Raw genomic sequence first — 14,818 nt, 5'->3', positions numbered from 1 at the left:
CGGGAGAGGGCAAAACTAGCTATTTAAATTGGTTGAAGACATCCATGATGTAGTAGCCGATGACGAAGAGGGTCGCAACGGCAGCAACAATCTCAGAAACTCGAATCAGCGGCTGAACCTTGTTGACCTTGGCGATGATTGCCTGTTGGGCCGTGCGTTCATGGCTGAAGGAGTCGTCGAGAAAGATCTGGTCTTCTTCGTCCCGCGTAAGCCGGGAACGGTAAAGGAACATGACCGCCAAAACGAGGATGGTGAGTCCCCAGACGGACCACATGACGGGAACGAACGGCATAAAATTACCTCCAGCGAGTAATCCACCCGGCTATCGGCAAGATCCCGCGTTTTGGGTGTCCTGCGCCGATCCGGGGGTTGTATGGCTGAAATCATAGCCCGGGTCGAACCGACTTCCCGTGACGCGAATCACAGGTAATTTCGGACCGGGATTGGGGGATGTTGGCCTAAATTTGTTGAGAATGCGGGAATTAGGATGGGGAGGAGCCGGAGGGATCTCCGCGACTTTCGGTTATCCGGTTGCATCCAATGGGATGAAGTGACTTATGAACTTGTAACGCCTATGGCGGGGCGGTACAGTAAGTTCAGGAAAAGATTTCAACAGGACTGGGAGAGACCATGGCAACGACAACCGCAGCACCGGGAACAACGACGCAGGAAACCGAAAAGAAAGCCCCTCTTATTCTGACTCCGCAGGCGATCGCCAAGGTGCGCGAAATCATGGCCACGCAGGATCCGCTCCCGACAGGACTGCGGATTGGCGTGGTGGGTGGCGGCTGCTCGGGATTTCAGTATTCAATGGCCTTCGAGAATCAGGCCGGAATGATGGACAAGGTTTTCAAGTTTGACGACCTGAGTGTTTACGTCGATGCCACCTCACTGATGTATCTGAATGGGTGCATCGTCGACTACGTGGAGACGCTGGAGGCTGCAGGCTTCAAGTTCGAGAACCCCCAGGTGAAATCGACCTGCGGTTGCGGTTCTTCGTTCAGTGTGTAAAAGCAGGGACCCAGGGACCAAGGGAATGCACGAAAGCCCGTCCAGATGGACGGGCTTTCGTGCGTTTGGGGGACCTTTGGCGAACTATTGGGGCGGGGTGGTGGGGTTTGTTGGGGCGGTAGGCGTCGTCGGGGTTGTGGGGGGTGTCCCGCCGACGGGAGTGGTGGTGCTGCCGGCGGGTTGGCCGATAAGTCCGGTGTTTCCGCCTGCCGCCGTCTGTTGGTCCATCAGCGGGCTGTAGAGGAACTCCCACTCGTTGTAGTGGTTCTTTTTCTTGTAAACGAAAATTGACTGCTTCGGACTCTGCGGAGAGAAGCCGATGATGCCGCCACCGCCGAATGTCTGTCCATTGCCTGCGGGGTTGTTGGACGAACCGAATGCCGAGCCGGAGGTGCCGGTGCCGGGTGTGCCCGTCGGGCTGGTCCCGGTTCCGGCAGCCGGGCTGCCATTCGAGTCCGTTCCGCCGGTTGTGTTTGTGCCGGAGTCAGTGGCGGTGGTGGTGCTGTTGAAAAAGCCACCTCCTGCCGTTGGGTTCGCGCCAGGCGCGCCCGCGGCGCCGGTGTTTCCTCCCGCTGGGCCAATGCCGGCAAGTGAAGCGGTGGCGAGGGGCTGCCCGAAGAAGCCCATGGCCTGCGGCGTCTTGTTCTGGCCGTAGAGAATCGGCTTCCACTCGTCCTTGCCGGTTGTGGGATCGATGTACTTCTTGCGGAGGAAGCGGATGTCGTTAGTCTTGATGAGCGCGTCGACGTTCGGCGGATAGGCATTGAATTTGCGGTAGTAGAGCTGAATGGCGCGAATATATTGCTTGCCGCGCTGCATGGTTTCTTCTTCGCGGTCACGCTGAATGCTCTCGCGTACGCGCGGGATCGCGACGGAGAGCGAGAGAATAAGAATGGCGAGCATGAAAATGACGGCGACGAGGATGTAGCCCTCTTCGGCAGGAGGAAGACGACGTTTTTGGAAAGCCGGATTCATTGCGACGATGATATTGTGCTGCTTACGGCATGGCTGAAGCCATGCCCTTTCAAGGCGGGCGTATTTCTGCAGCCTGTGAGGCTCCACGCTTCCCCGCATGTCGTTGCGCGATAAAATGCGTGCCCCTCCCAAGTAGACGTTGCGTGGATTCAAAGCGTTCGACGGAGGACTAATTCTCCTAGTTCGCGGACAGGGGCAAGGTCTGGGTGTTGTTGTAGCCGAGGTCGGTAATTTGAATGGCCCCGGGCAGGATAGAGAGAACCTTGTATCGGTGATCTACCACGTCGCCGGAATGAGCCAGGAAGATGTCATCTCCGCGAACGAGGAACGCCTGCATGGTCTTGTCTCGGGTCTCGGTGTAGCCAAAATACTTGAGGTCGATCGCGGGCGGTGCCGGAGGGCCGGTCGGAACCGTAACGGTGGGCGCAGTATTCCGCGCACTCTTTAAGGGAGCCTCAATGTGTACGGGCGCGGATTCGGCAGAAAAGATATTGCGGCCAGTGCCGGAGTAGACTACGTCTTCGCTCTGGGCGAGCTTATCGAAGTGCAACGTGGGGTCGATGTTGTTGCTCGCTACGCGCTGGGCCTGCGGTCCCGCAGCATTTTCGTGCTGGGTGGTCCCGCGGTTAGTGGCGGAGGGCCGGGCGGCTGCGGCAGGGGCGGCCGTCGATGGGGTGCCGTATGAGTTGTAGAGTTCGTAGCCGCCGGCGACGACAATGACGGCCGCGAGAGCGATCACGATGTAGACTTGGCGTTTATTTTCTATTCCGAGTGCGATGGCCATACTACTCGCCCTCCCTTGCCACCGGAGCTGCGGATGCCGGCGTATCGGCGGGAGTGGGCATCATCCAGCCAGGTACGTCAGAGGGTCGAAGCCAGGTGGAGACGCGGAGGCGAAGGCTCACGAGTCCGCCCTGCTGGCCGGTGAAGGCCATGGCGCGAATCACGAGGAAGGTCTTGTCGCGCTCGAGGCCGTTTACAAAGCGCATGATCTGCTGGTACTCGCCGCTGATGCCGGCGTCCATCGAAATTTCGGTCAGATCGCCTGCGGTGGCGCCCTGCGAGTATCCCACGCGGGAGAGGTGAACGCCGGACTTCACTTCCAGCGCGCCAATGCTTGTAAGGATCGAAGAGTAATTGGCGGGAATGCGTTTGTCGTAGAAGTCCTTGATCTGGAGGCGCGATTCTTTGACGCGGCCTTCGAGCCCGCGAAGGGGCTCAGTCTGCAGCTCAAGGGTTTTAAGCTCGATCTGTTTGGCCGTGAGTGCGTCAGCAGAGCTGGAGTCGGTGGCGGACCAATCCATTCCGAGTCGAATGGCAAGTCCGAGCACGATTAGAGCCATGACGCAGAGGCCGACGTAGTGCCAGGTGAGAGGAGACGAGAGTCGTTCGCGCGTCGTAACGGGGGTTGGGCTCATTTTGGTACTCCTCTGTGTGGCTGCACGGGGGCGTGGGGACGAGTCATGCCGGTATAGGGAGAGCGGCCCGCTGGTGTGCCCTCGTGCGAAGGCTCATCATCCGGATTTGGCTTGGCGTGATCCTTTGCCCTGGCGTGCTTGCGATCTTCCGGGGTTCCCGGCGTGTAGTCGGCGAGCATGTCGAAGTTGACGCGGTCGGAGGCGCTGACAACTTCGGCGCGCTGATTGGGTCCGCCTTGGGACTCGGCGGTTTCGCCGACGATACGAGGCAGTAGAAAGTGGCGGGAATGTTCAAGATTCTCGACGAGTTCCACGTCTCGATTGCGTGGACCGACAACGCGAAGACGGACGGAGATCTGGCCATCTTTTACGGTTGGCTCGAGTGTGTTGACCTGTACGCCGGCAGGCAGGACGGTTTCGAGGTCCTCCATAGCGAGGGTCCACGAGAAGGACTTTTCGTCGAAGAGCTGATTGAGGCTTTGTGCCTGCTGGAGGGTGCGAGCATTGTCAGGCTGCTGCATCATGGTCTGATACTGCTGGCGCTCGTGGGTGATTTGCGCTATCTGTCCGTCGAGGGAGTGCGCGCGTAAGCGTGCGGCTTCCGCCTTGTCGTGCAGAGCGTGGAGGCCTAATCCCAGGGCGATGGCAACCAGGGCCAAAGCGCCCATCGCCAAGCGCAGATTTTTGAGCGTCGGTGCGACATCGGCGAACTGCCGTGAGGCAAGATTGATGGCTACGCGCACGCTAGACGGCTCCTGCCAACGCGCCGGTAAGTCCGGCGGTGCTCATGTTCGACAAACGGGTCGCGACACCAGTTGAGGGCCGGGGCGCCAGGTCAATGATCTTCAACTCGGAGGTACCAAACCAATGCTCGAACTCCGCGGCTGTACCGTTTCCTGCAAAGTAGAGTTCCTTGGGCAAGACGGAGACCTTGTCTTCATAATATGCCGCAGCGACGGCAACGCTGCGCTGGACTTCAAGGAGGCGCTGCTGAGGATCTTCAGGGAGGTCGAGGGTTCGATAGAGGAGCAGATCTTCGCTCTGGGTGATCGAGGTGGTGATGGCGACCTTGCTGAGGCAGGCGGCGAGCAGCGGCTCAGAAGAATCGAGCGTTGCCAGAGCTGCAAGGGCAGAAGGCATGACCGCTCCGGGTTCGTAGCCGGCGGCGCGCACTGCGGTCTCGTACTCCTCCAGAATATTGCTGGGGAGGATGGCGACGAGGACGCGGGCTTCGGTCTTGCTCTCGGAGAGGATCTGATAGCTGAGGCCGGCGTGCTCCACGTCAAAGGGAACCATTTTGCGGAGCCGGAAGCGAAGCACCGGGATCGCCTCGCTGGCGCGGGCCGGAATGGCATCAAAGTCGAGGACGAAAACGCGAACTGCTGTATCCGGAATGACGACGGTGACGAAGCGGCTGCGTGGCGAGACGCTGGCCAGGGCATTGCGAATCGCGAGAGATACGGCCTCGGGCGACGTCATGTTGAGTTCGCTGATGCCGGGAATGAGGATGCCGGGACGCAGAGGCTCATACGCGTAGACAGGCTCGTCATGCTTTCCTGGCAGCGAAGCGGCCAGCACGCCCTCGGACGTGAGCTCGATTGCCGCGGGCGGGCGGCCTGCGTAATGGATGGCTGATTTCGACCTGCTGAGGATGGGACTCACTATCGGGATGCCTCGATGAAGGTGACTTTGTTGATCTCCTTGAGCGTGGTGAGCCCGCGACGAACACGGTCGAGGGCCGATTCACGAAGGAAGCTCATGCCTTCGCGCTGAGCCAGCTTGCGAATCTCAGAGGTCGGCTTCTTTTCAAGGATCAGCTCCCGGATGGGGTCGGTCAAGTCTAAAAGCTCATGGATAGCGGTACGTCCGCGATACCCCGTACCGCCGCACTCGATGCATCCGATGCCTTCGCGGAAGGCAAAGCCGCGCCATTCGGCGGGATTCATGCCGCTGGCGATGAGGACTTCGTCGGGGTAGCTGACGGTCCGGACGCAGTGTTCGCAGACTGTGCGCACGAGACGCTGGGCCAGGATGCAGTTGAGGGCGGAGACGAAATTGTAAGCTTCGACGCCCATGTTGAGGAAACGGCCGAGGACGTCGACGACGTTGTTGGCGTGGACAGTCGTGAAGACGAGGTGTCCGGTGAGCGCAGAGTTAATGGCGATCTGTGCTGTTTCCTGGTCGCGGATTTCGCCGACGAGGATCTTGTCGGGGTCGTGGCGGAGGATGGAGCGCAGGCCGCGGGCAAACGTGAGGCCCTTTTTCTCGTTCACCGGAATCTGCGTGATGCCGCGGATCTGGTACTCGACCGGGTCTTCAATGGTGATGATCTTGTCTTCGTCGCTCTTGATCTCGTTGAGGGCGGCGTAGAGCGTGGTGGTTTTGCCAGAGCCGGTGGGTCCGGTGACGAGCACCATACCGTATGGCTCTCGGATGTATCGGCGGAAGCGGCGTAGATCCTCTTCGGCGAAGCCCACCACGTCGAGCGTGAGGTGGCGGAACTTCTCGCTCATCGACTCCTTGTCGAGGACGCGGAGGACGGCGTTTTCACCATGCACGGTGGGCATGATGGAGACGCGGAAATCGATGAGGCGACCCTTGTAGCGGACGCGGAAGCGGCCATCCTGCGGGACGCGGCGCTCGGCGATGTCGAGCTCGCTCATGATCTTAATGCGGCTCAGAATCGTGGTGTGGTGCTCGCGCGCGATGGGCGCCATGGCTTCCTGGAGGACGCCATCGATGCGGTACTTGACGTGGAGCGAATCGTCGTAGGTCTCGATGTGGATGTCGGAGGCGCGGCGCTCGAGCGCGGTAAAGATGGTGGTATCGACCAGGCGAATGATGGGGCTGATGTCTTCGTCGCTGGTCAGCTTTTCGATGGAGATGTTTTCGTCGGACTGGGTGTCGTCGCCAGTGACGACATCGAAGGTGAGGCCTTCGCTGGCTTCGTCGAGGACGCGCTGCGACTGCTCGGTCTTCTTGAGCAAGTCGGTAATCTGCGAGAGCGTGGCGACGCGGGCGATGATGCGATGGCCGAGGAGTCCGGCGATTTCGTCGAGCACCATGAGGCGCGACGGATCGCTAACGGCGATGACCATGGCGTCGGCCATCTGCTCGATGGGCACGAAATTGTAGCGGAACATAAGTTCTACGGGGACAGTGCGCAACAGGTCGTGCTGAATCTTGAAGTTCTTTAAGTCAACGAACTCGGCGCGATAACGGGCTGCCAGGGCTTCAGCCTGGGCACGCTCGTCGAGGCCGTTCACCATCGGCCCGGTCGGCACCGCGATTGTAGTGTCAGCAGCCATGAATAGGATTAACCCTGTCCTCCACCAACTGCGGACCCGAGCGAGAAGATCGGCAGATAAAGCGAGATAAGAATAAAGACCACGACCACGCCCATCACGATGAGGATGGCGGGCTCAATTAATGAGAGTGCTGCAGTCAAAGCCGTGGCTACGTCTTCTTCGAAGAATTCGGCGACGGAGTTGAGCATTTGCGGAAGAGCGCCGGTCTGTTCGCCGACCGAGATCATTTCGGTGGACAGGTCGGGGAAGACGCCGGTGTTGGAAAGAGAATCGGCGAGGTTTTTGCCTTCGCGCACGGTGCTGACTGCCGACCCCACGGCCTTGGATACGCGGCGGGAGGAGATGGACCGCGCGGCGGTTTCGAGCGAGGGTACCAGCGGAAGTCCACCGGTGAGCAGCGTAGAGAGGGTACGCGAGAAGAGCGCGACCTGATATTTGAGCCAGATTTTGCCGAAGATCGGCATGCGCACACGAATGCCGTCGATTGTGTCGCGGCCTTTCTCAGTGATGGAAAAACGCCAGATCCCGACGGCTATTACGAGTATGGTGAGAGCGATCCAGAGGATATTGTGTTGAGTCCATTTGCCGAAGGTTAGAAGCAGGATCGTCATCTGCGGCAGCCTGGAGCCCATCTGATCGTAGAGCTGTGCGAACTGGGGAATGACCACCGTGAACATGAAGACGAGCAGACCACTCACAATGGTGAGTAGCAGGCCGGGGTAGATGAGCGACGCGGTGAGCTTTTTGCGGAAGGTGAGCGAAACGCGCTGGAATCCGATGTAACGATCGAGGACCTCCTGCAGATTGCCGGAGCGTTCGCCGGCCAGCAGGGTGGTGGTGTAGATGACGGGCATTCCCGTCTGCGCCTCAAATGCGCCGGAGAGCGATTCGCCTGTTTTGACACGGTTGGCAATGTCGTCAAGCTGACTGCGGAAATAGGGGCTCTTCTGGATCTTGGAGAGCATCTGGAGCGAACCGAGAATGGGCAAGCCGGCGCGGATGAGCGTAAGAAATTGCTGATTGAAGATGAGGAACGGCTCAAGCTTGACTTTGCGCCGCGACATTCCGGTGAGACCGGAGCGCGCGCGTACAGAAAAGACATGATAGCCGGCGTGGGAGAAGCGCGCACGCAACTCCTCTGCGGTGGAGGCGGTCTGTACCTGCTCCATTACATGACCGCGTTCATCGGCTAACTTGATTACGAACTCTGCCATAAGTCAGGTTGCCAGCCCGGCCCCTGGGCGCTGCCGGCCTTTCGGTTCGCTTTCCTGTTCAAGGGTAACAGTTTCGCTCATTAGATAGACGCAGTTTCCTGAAGAAGCGCTCGCAGATTGTCACTTCCAATTGAAGGGTAGTCGACCTTGAGGGTACTTAAGTTCGAAATGGGGTTAACCGGCGTCTTTTCCTGGGGGTATGCTGAGGGAGAGCCAAGCCACCCCCATGGATCAGACGGCTAGATGGATGAAGACAGGCGGCGAAGGGATTCCCTCCGGAGAAGGAGCCGAAAACGGCAACTTTCTGGGGCTGAGTCCGCGTGCTGCTGCGCTCGCCGTCCTTATCTTGCTGGGCATGGTGATGGCAGCGTCGTATTTCAGCGGATTTGCGACGAAGCTGAATCGGGCTGTCGCTGTGGCGCCCTATCCGCATGAGCTTGCACGGGTGAGTTTTGCCATCGGTGGAGATGTGATCCCGCACGAGCCGGTGCGAGCGGCCGCAGAAGCTGCCGGCGGCGGCGCGGGGGGGTGGGGATCGCTTCTGGCGGATGTTAGCGATGTATTCAAGGGCGCGGACTTCGGGTTTGTGAACCTGGAAACGCCGGTAGCGCCGGCTCACTCGAAGGGATCGAAGGCTTTCATGTTTGACGCTCCGGTGGCGCTGCCGGAAGCTCTAAAGGCCAGCGGGATCAAGATCGTTTCGTTCGCGAATAACCATGTGATGGACCAGGGGTGGGCCGGATTTACGGAGACGCGGGAGCATCTGCGTGAAATCGGGCTGCAGTTTGTGGGGTCGGGGGATACAGCGGCGCAGACGTGGCAACCGGTGATCGTGGAGGCTAGCGGGATCAAGGTGGGCTGGCTGGGGATGACGCGGTGGCTGAACGGCAATCGGAATCCCGACAAGGACGAACAGGCACATGTGAATTTCTTCCCGTATCCCGGCGAGTCGGGAGGCGCGCCGGGGGCGGACGAGGCGCAGGTGCTGGCGTCCGTGAAGGCGGCGAAGGCGCATTGCGACATGCTGGTGATTTCCATTCACTGGGGGACGGAATACGCGCCAGCGCCGCGGCCGGAGGACGTGGACATTGCACACAAGATGCTGGATGCCGGCGCATCGGTGATTGTGGGGCACCATCCGCATGTGCTGCAGCCGATCGAGACGTACACGACGGCGGATGGGCGGATGGCGGTGATCTTCTACTCGCTGGGGAATTTCCTGTCGAACCAGTCGCGGACTTATGTGGATGGGCTGATGCCGGACAAGGATGGCGATCCGCGTGATTCGATGATCGGGTTGTTCTCGGCGGTGCGAGATGATTATGGGCCGGCGGGCGTTCGGGTCGAACTTGGACATGTTGGGATGCTGCCGGTTTGGGGCGAGAACAATCGGAATGCGATTGCGGCAGGGAAGGCGAAGACGCCGAACATTCACCCGGTACTGATCGACCGCGAGATTCCGAAGGTGCAGGCCGAGCTGGACGAACTGAACAAGGCGACGGATGATGGCGCGCAGATGACGGCCGAGCAGAAGCAGCAGTTCATCGATGCGAACAAGGAACTGAAGCTGCTGATGGACCGCAGGGCGCAGATTCTGGCGCGGACGGGCGATGAGTATGTGACCGATCCGCCGAAGCCGGCGGCGAAGTAAGCGCGTCTTCGATCGGTGAGGAGATCCTGTTATCGCTCTGCTTCGCGTGGCTTATCCATGCGAATTCGGGACGCGAGGTTCCGGCGCCTCGACGTTCCAGATCGGCGGAGGCTTCGGTGTAGCGGAAGTACTCGCGCTGCGCGGCGGTAATTTTCAGTCCGATTTCACGAACGGATTTCATGCCGATTCCTCTGTAACCTCAGTAGCCGTTGGCGACCAGCCATTCTTCGGTCAGGTCGAATTCGGGTTTCTTTGCGGACTGCAAATGCTGGTACGCGAGTTTAACGAGCACATCGGCTTCGACGTTTAGCGGCGCGCCGAGGCTGAGTGTGTGCAGGTTGGTCCGCCAGTAGGTAAGCGGCAGGACTGCGATTGATATAGTGTCGTTCTCCGGCCCTTCGATTCCGGCGATGGTGAGGCTGATGCCTTCGATGGCGACGGAACCTTTGTGGACCATCCACTGGCGGAGGTTTTCGGGGACGCGGGCTTTGAGGGTCCAGTCAGTGGTTTCGCGGTTGAAGTACGGGCTTGTCGCTGGGATGATGGGATCGAGGGCAGTCATGATGCCAGTGCCGTCGACGTGGCCTTGGACGACGTGGCCGCCGAGAGGGCTACCGGCGGCGGTGGGTAATTCCAGATTTACTTTTGCGCCGGGCTTGAGCGCGCCGAGTGAAGTGCGGTCCAGCGTTTCCTGGGCAAGATCGGCGTGGAAGTAGGTTGGGTCGACATCGAGCGCGGTGAGGCAGACTCCGGAGACGGCGAGGGAGTCGCCTTCGCGGAGGCGGTCGGCAATGCCAGGCGCTTCGACGATGATGCGGCGGACGCCGCCGCGATCGGTAAGGCTGACGAGGGTGCCGGTCTGCTCGATGATGCCGGTGAACATGGAATCATTTTAAGGGATTAGGGATCAGGGATTGAAACCCAGGGACATCGATCGCGATATGCAACCGAATCGTTGCGTATGGGTACCCCCCCACCCCGTCTCTGGCTGCAAACGTACTGTATTAAGACACTTCGAGATCGGGGGTCGCTGTAGATATTTGTTGTCATTGAACTTAATCCTAAATATTTCCTATCACAGAACTTAGTGGCGTTTCTGGCGTTATCGGGACTGAGTTGTCTGGAAACATCTCGGCTTGCTATCGTCTTTCCGGGCATTTCCGGGTTGTTGTCGTGATCGACCTTTGAGTTGCCGCGCAATGCTCATCTCTTTGAACTTCATTGTGCGCTTTTGGCTCGAAATTACCTGCAAAATGGCTGAAGGAATTTAGCGATTAAAATGAATTATTTAGAGAAATTGAATGTCGCAGGGGCTTGACGGCGCAATGAGGTGAACCCCTGCAGTGAGACAGTTTTGTTTTTGACAGATGGCGGTTTTCTGTAGAGTGCTGTTCATTTGACTGGCCCGAATACTGATCGTTGTTCGTGACGAACACATGCACAGCTTTCGGCCCGGCTCTGATAGGGTTTTTTCAGCAGATTTTTCCCACATCTGTTCGCCGCATTTCAGGAACCCCATCGTATGACCGCAGAAAAATCTGTCGTCGCCGGTTTCGCAATTCTCTTATCGGCTTTGGGCTTTGTACCGCAAATTGCTGCGCAGGACAGGTCGTACGGGCGATCGGTGGTGGCAACGCAATACGGCATTGTGGCTACGAGCCAGGTATCGGCGTCGCAGGCGGGGGCGCGGGTGCTGGAGCAGGGTGGCTCGGCGATTGATGCGGCGATCGCGGCCAATGCCGTGCTGAACGTGACCGAGCCGACATCGAACGGGATGGGCGGCGACCTGTTTGCGATTTACTGGGATGCAAAGACAGGGAAACTCTATGGGCTGAATGCAAGTGGATGGGCGCCGAAAGCGCTGACCATTGACCGTCTGCGCGCGAAAGGCGCGACGATGATGCCGCAGTTCGGGATCGATTCCGTGACGGTGCCGGGGGTGGTGGACGGATGGACGAAGCTGCATGAGCGCTGGGGCAGGTTGCCTTGGCGCGATCTGTTTCAGCCGGCAATCTTTTATGCCGAACACGGATTTGCAGTGGGAGAGATTATTCATGCGTGGTGGGCCGGCGATGAAAAAGGTCTGCTGACGAACGCGGAGAGCCAGAGGGTTTTTCTGCCTGGCGGCAAGGTGCCGGGGACCGGTGAACTGTTTCGCAATCCCGATGTGGCGCGCGCGTTCAGGCTGATTGCCGAGCGGGGCGAGTCGGCTTTTTACAAGGGCGAGATCGCGAAAGCGATTTTGAAGACGTCGGACGAGCTGGGCGGAACGATGACGGCGGCCGATCTGGCGGCCTACTCCGCCGAGTGGGTGGAACCGATCCATACGACGTATCGCGACTGGGAAGTCTACGAGTTGCCACCGAATGGCGACGGCATCGCGGCGCTGGAGATGCTGAACATCATGGAAAAATTTCCGGCTGATCTGGCGGGGCCGCACAGCGAGGGCGAACTGCACCATCGCATTGAGGCGATGAAGCTGGCGTACGCCGACGTGAAGGCGTATGACGGCGATCCGCGTTTCGGAACGATTCCGGTGGGGCAGCTTTTGTCGAAGGAATATGCGGCGAAGCGCGCGGCGCTGATCGATCCGGAACATGCGAACTGCACGGTTGCGCCCGGAGCACTGGGCAAGAGCGATACGACGTACTTCAGCGTCGTGGATCGAGAGGGAAACATTCTTTCGATCATTCAAAGCAACTACGAGAATTTTGGATCGCAGATCACGGTGAAGGGGATGGGGTTTGCGCTGCAGGATCGCGGCGGATTGTTTTCGCTCGATCCCCGATCACCGAATGCGCTGGCAGGGCACAAGCGGTCGTTTCACACCATCATTCCGGCATTCATGCAGCATGGCGATCAGCACATCGGATTTGGCATTATGGGCGGACTTAATCAGCCGCTGGCCCATGCGCAGTTTGTTTCGAACGTGGTGGATTACCACATGAACATCCAGGCAGCGATGGAGGCGCCGCGCTTTACGGATCGGCAGCAGCTAGGGTGCAGGATCGTGATCGAGTCGCGCGTGACGGAGGCAACGATTGACGCGCTGACGAAGATGGGGCACGTGCTGCAGGTGCATCCCGACTACACGTCGCAGATGGGGCGCGGCTAGGCTGTGCTGCACGACAGCAGTACGGGAATGAATTTCGGGGCATCGGATCCGCGGGCGGATGGTGCGGCGATTCCGGAGCAACCGAACTTCTCCAAAGTTTCGACAGAGCACTAATTCGTCGAGTTATCGAGCTCAGTCCAGGTGCGCTTGTGGCGCTGCACATCAGAACCGGATGGAAGTGTCGCAGGCGGATCATCAAGATTCAGGCTCGTGGTGGGGTCGTCGAAGCCGCTTGGCTCTTCGTCAAGCCTGATGCGCACTTCGGGCGTTCCGGCGAAGTAAGCCGCGAACGCGAAAGCAACCAGAGCGGCGCCGACAGCCAGCCCTCGTAATGCCCACTGAAGATTCGCCGGACCTGCAATCATGAAGCTCCACGCAAGGCAAGTGAAGGCGAGCCACAACCCAATGAACTCCGAAATGAGCGCGCGGGGTCCGTCGACTGCCGGATCTTTATCGATGCGCAATGCGGTACAGATGATGGCGGCGACTGCGAGCACTGCCGACAAGACGCCGATTCCCAGGAAGTTGAGAGTGTGGTGAAGCATGGCCCGAGGGGTCCCCCTGTCGCAAAAACCAAACTGCATGAACTGCCCTTATAGTGGGCCGGAACGTGCATGAGATTGGACGTGAAGAGTTAGCCCGGGGGTTGTCGCTGGAGCAATATGGATTTTTACGAGATTTTTGCTGAATGATAAACATCTGATTTAGCTGGTCATGGGGTTGCGGGATTTTGCTTTCTCTGAGCTTGCTCTTGCCAGGGATCGCGGAGGAGCGAGCAAAGGCCGAGGTCGTTGCCGTAGCGCTCCACTTCCACCTCGGCCATTTGGATGGCGTTGGGCATGCCCTTGAAGGCGGGGACGGCATCGGAGCCCATGATCTGGGGAGCGACGAAGAGGTGGACGCGATCGACCATTCCGCTGGCGAGAAGAGCGGTGTTGAGGCGCGTGCCGGTTTCGGTGAGCAGGGTGAGGATGCCTTCTTCGCCGAGCTTATCGAGGACGGCGCTGATGGAGACGCGGCCGTGATCCGATGGGAGAACTTCGACACGGACGCCGTGGGTACGGAGTTCTTCAATGCGGGCTTCGTCTTTGGAGACGGTGAAGATGACGAGGTCGTTCTGAACGCCGCGGACCATCTTCGAATCGAGCGGCATGCGGAGAGCGGAGTCGAGAACGACGCGCAGGAGCTGGCGGCGGCGGCGAAGGCCGCTGCGGTCGGTGAGCATGGGATCGTCGGCGAGGACGGTATCGACGCCGGTGAGTGCGGCGTCGGCCTGCCAGCGCAGGGTTTGCACGGCGGCGCGCGCGAGTTCGCTGGTGATCCAATAGGGTTCGCGGGCCGTATGGAATCCGGCCGGCGGCGCGATTCGGCCGTCAAGGGTCATGGCGACCTTCATCAGGACGAAGGGGCGTTTGTTCTGGATCCAGCGGGCGAAGCCTTCGTTGATGCGGCGGGCTTCTGTTTCGCAGACGCCGACGGTGGTTTGGAGACCTGCTGCTTTCAACGCGTCGATGCCGTGACCGGTGACGTTGGGATTGGGATCGCTGGTGGCCGCGACGACTCGGGCTAGTCCGGCAGAGATGAGGGCCTGCGTGCAGGGGCCGGTGCGGCCGGTGTGATTGCAGGGTTCGAGCGTGACGTAGGCGGTGCCCCCCTTGAGGCGGTCACCCGCGTGTTGTTTTGCTTCGTTGAGGGCGACGATTTCGGCGTGGTCGAGCAGGTCGTACTCATGCCAGCCTTCGCCGACAACCTGGCCGGCACGATCGAGGATGACGCAGCCGACGGTGGGATTGGGGGAAGCGACGCCGATGCCGCGGCGGGCTAGCTCGAGGGCTCGCTGCATCCAGTAGATTTCTTTATCTTCGATATTCATGTTTTCGTGCGATCCATCGATTGCAACAGGAAGAAGTGTAACTGTCCAGACTGCAGGAAGGCGTAAATCGATCGTCAGGGGATCCGAGCGGGGCGTCGACGAGGCTTCGGCTTGGGGCCCGTGCGCTCAGCGACTGTCTGGATTGTCAAGGGCGGGTTGGTGGAAAAGCGGAAAACGGTGGGACTGTTTTCCGCTTTCCCACAACCACGTCTGCGGCTGCTGGCTAGCTGAGTTGTTGGAGGGCATGGGCGGG

14 protein-coding genes are annotated in these 14,818 nt (G+C 59.5%); 3 read left to right on the top strand and 11 right to left on the bottom strand.

The genetic code is table 11. From position 1 onward, the window contains the following. Nucleotides 1-19: 19 nt before the first annotated feature. A complete protein-coding gene (locus tag WCA10_RS13305; RefSeq protein ID WP_472823015.1) occupies nucleotides 20-292 on the bottom strand; it encodes a hypothetical protein in 273 nt (90 codons plus the stop codon). Between the two features lie 338 nt (nucleotides 293-630). Between WCA10_RS13305 and WCA10_RS13300 the strand changes: the two genes are divergently transcribed. Next, entirely contained in the window at nucleotides 631-1,011 is a 381-nt protein-coding gene (locus tag WCA10_RS13300) for a HesB/IscA family protein (protein ID WP_472823014.1), read from the top strand. Between the two features lie 84 nt (nucleotides 1,012-1,095). Here WCA10_RS13300 and WCA10_RS13295 read toward each other — a convergent pair whose 3' ends face one another. The 7 genes from WCA10_RS13295 to WCA10_RS13265 all read right to left on the bottom strand — a co-directional run bounded on the left by WCA10_RS13295 (nucleotide 1,096) and on the right by WCA10_RS13265 (nucleotide 7,926). Beyond that, nucleotides 1,096-1,986, bottom strand: a complete 891-nt coding sequence (locus WCA10_RS13295; protein ID WP_472823013.1) for a type II secretion system protein — start codon at nucleotides 1,984-1,986, stop codon at nucleotides 1,096-1,098. A gap of 178 nt (nucleotides 1,987-2,164) precedes the next feature. Further along, entirely contained in the window at nucleotides 2,165-2,770 is a 606-nt protein-coding gene (locus WCA10_RS13290) for a hypothetical protein (protein ID WP_472823012.1), read from the bottom strand. A gap of 1 nt (nucleotide 2,771) precedes the next feature. Further along, nucleotides 2,772-3,404: a hypothetical protein gene (locus tag WCA10_RS13285; protein WP_472823011.1), complete on the bottom strand. Its 633-nt coding sequence runs from the start codon at nucleotides 3,402-3,404 to the stop codon at nucleotides 2,772-2,774. Further along, a complete protein-coding gene (locus WCA10_RS13280) occupies nucleotides 3,401-4,147 on the bottom strand; it encodes a PilN domain-containing protein (protein ID WP_472823010.1) in 747 nt (248 codons plus the stop codon). The genes WCA10_RS13285 and WCA10_RS13280 overlap by 4 nt, the downstream gene beginning before the upstream one ends. A gap of 1 nt (nucleotide 4,148) precedes the next feature. Then, nucleotides 4,149-5,066 (bottom strand): type IV pilus biogenesis protein PilM, encoded by a 918-nt coding sequence (locus tag WCA10_RS13275; protein WP_472823009.1) that lies wholly within the window; start codon nucleotides 5,064-5,066, stop codon nucleotides 4,149-4,151. Then, on the bottom strand, nucleotides 5,066-6,712 hold the full coding sequence (locus WCA10_RS13270; protein ID WP_472823008.1) for a GspE/PulE family protein: 1,647 nt from the start codon (nucleotides 6,710-6,712) through the stop codon (nucleotides 5,066-5,068). The genes WCA10_RS13275 and WCA10_RS13270 overlap by 1 nt, the downstream gene beginning before the upstream one ends. 8 nt (nucleotides 6,713-6,720) lie before the next feature. Continuing rightward, a complete protein-coding gene (locus WCA10_RS13265; protein ID WP_472823007.1) occupies nucleotides 6,721-7,926 on the bottom strand; it encodes a type II secretion system F family protein in 1,206 nt (401 codons plus the stop codon). 226 nt (nucleotides 7,927-8,152) lie between these two features. Here WCA10_RS13265 and WCA10_RS13260 point away from each other — a divergent pair, with 226 nt between their 5' ends. Beyond that, nucleotides 8,153-9,577, top strand: a complete 1,425-nt coding sequence (locus WCA10_RS13260; protein WP_472823006.1) for a CapA family protein — start codon at nucleotides 8,153-8,155, stop codon at nucleotides 9,575-9,577. 199 nt (nucleotides 9,578-9,776) lie between these two features. Here the strand turns inward: WCA10_RS13260 and WCA10_RS13255 are convergent, their stop codons facing one another. Next, nucleotides 9,777-10,460, bottom strand: coding sequence for a riboflavin synthase (locus WCA10_RS13255; protein ID WP_472823005.1), 684 nt, complete (start codon nucleotides 10,458-10,460; stop codon nucleotides 9,777-9,779). A 639-nt stretch (nucleotides 10,461-11,099) separates the two neighbouring features. Between WCA10_RS13255 and ggt the strand changes: the two genes are divergently transcribed. Then, nucleotides 11,100-12,692 (top strand): gamma-glutamyltransferase, encoded by a 1,593-nt coding sequence (gene ggt / locus WCA10_RS13250; RefSeq protein ID WP_472823004.1) that lies wholly within the window; start codon nucleotides 11,100-11,102, stop codon nucleotides 12,690-12,692. A 110-nt stretch (nucleotides 12,693-12,802) separates the two neighbouring features. On the opposite strand, the gene WCA10_RS13245 is transcribed toward ggt, so the two are convergent. Continuing rightward, complete coding sequence (locus tag WCA10_RS13245; protein WP_472823003.1) at nucleotides 12,803-13,237, bottom strand: hypothetical protein; 435 nt, start codon at nucleotides 13,235-13,237, stop codon at nucleotides 12,803-12,805. Between the two features lie 167 nt (nucleotides 13,238-13,404). Next, entirely contained in the window at nucleotides 13,405-14,565 is a 1,161-nt protein-coding gene (ribD, locus tag WCA10_RS13240) for a bifunctional diaminohydroxyphosphoribosylaminopyrimidine deaminase/5-amino-6-(5-phosphoribosylamino)uracil reductase RibD (protein WP_472823002.1), read from the bottom strand. Nucleotides 14,566-14,818: the final 253 nt, after the last annotated feature.

Source organism: Occallatibacter sp., assembly GCF_049582745.1.
GTDB lineage: Bacteria > Acidobacteriota > Terriglobia > Terriglobales > Acidobacteriaceae > Telmatobacter.
This window is presented reverse-complemented; position numbering and strand designations above follow the sequence as displayed.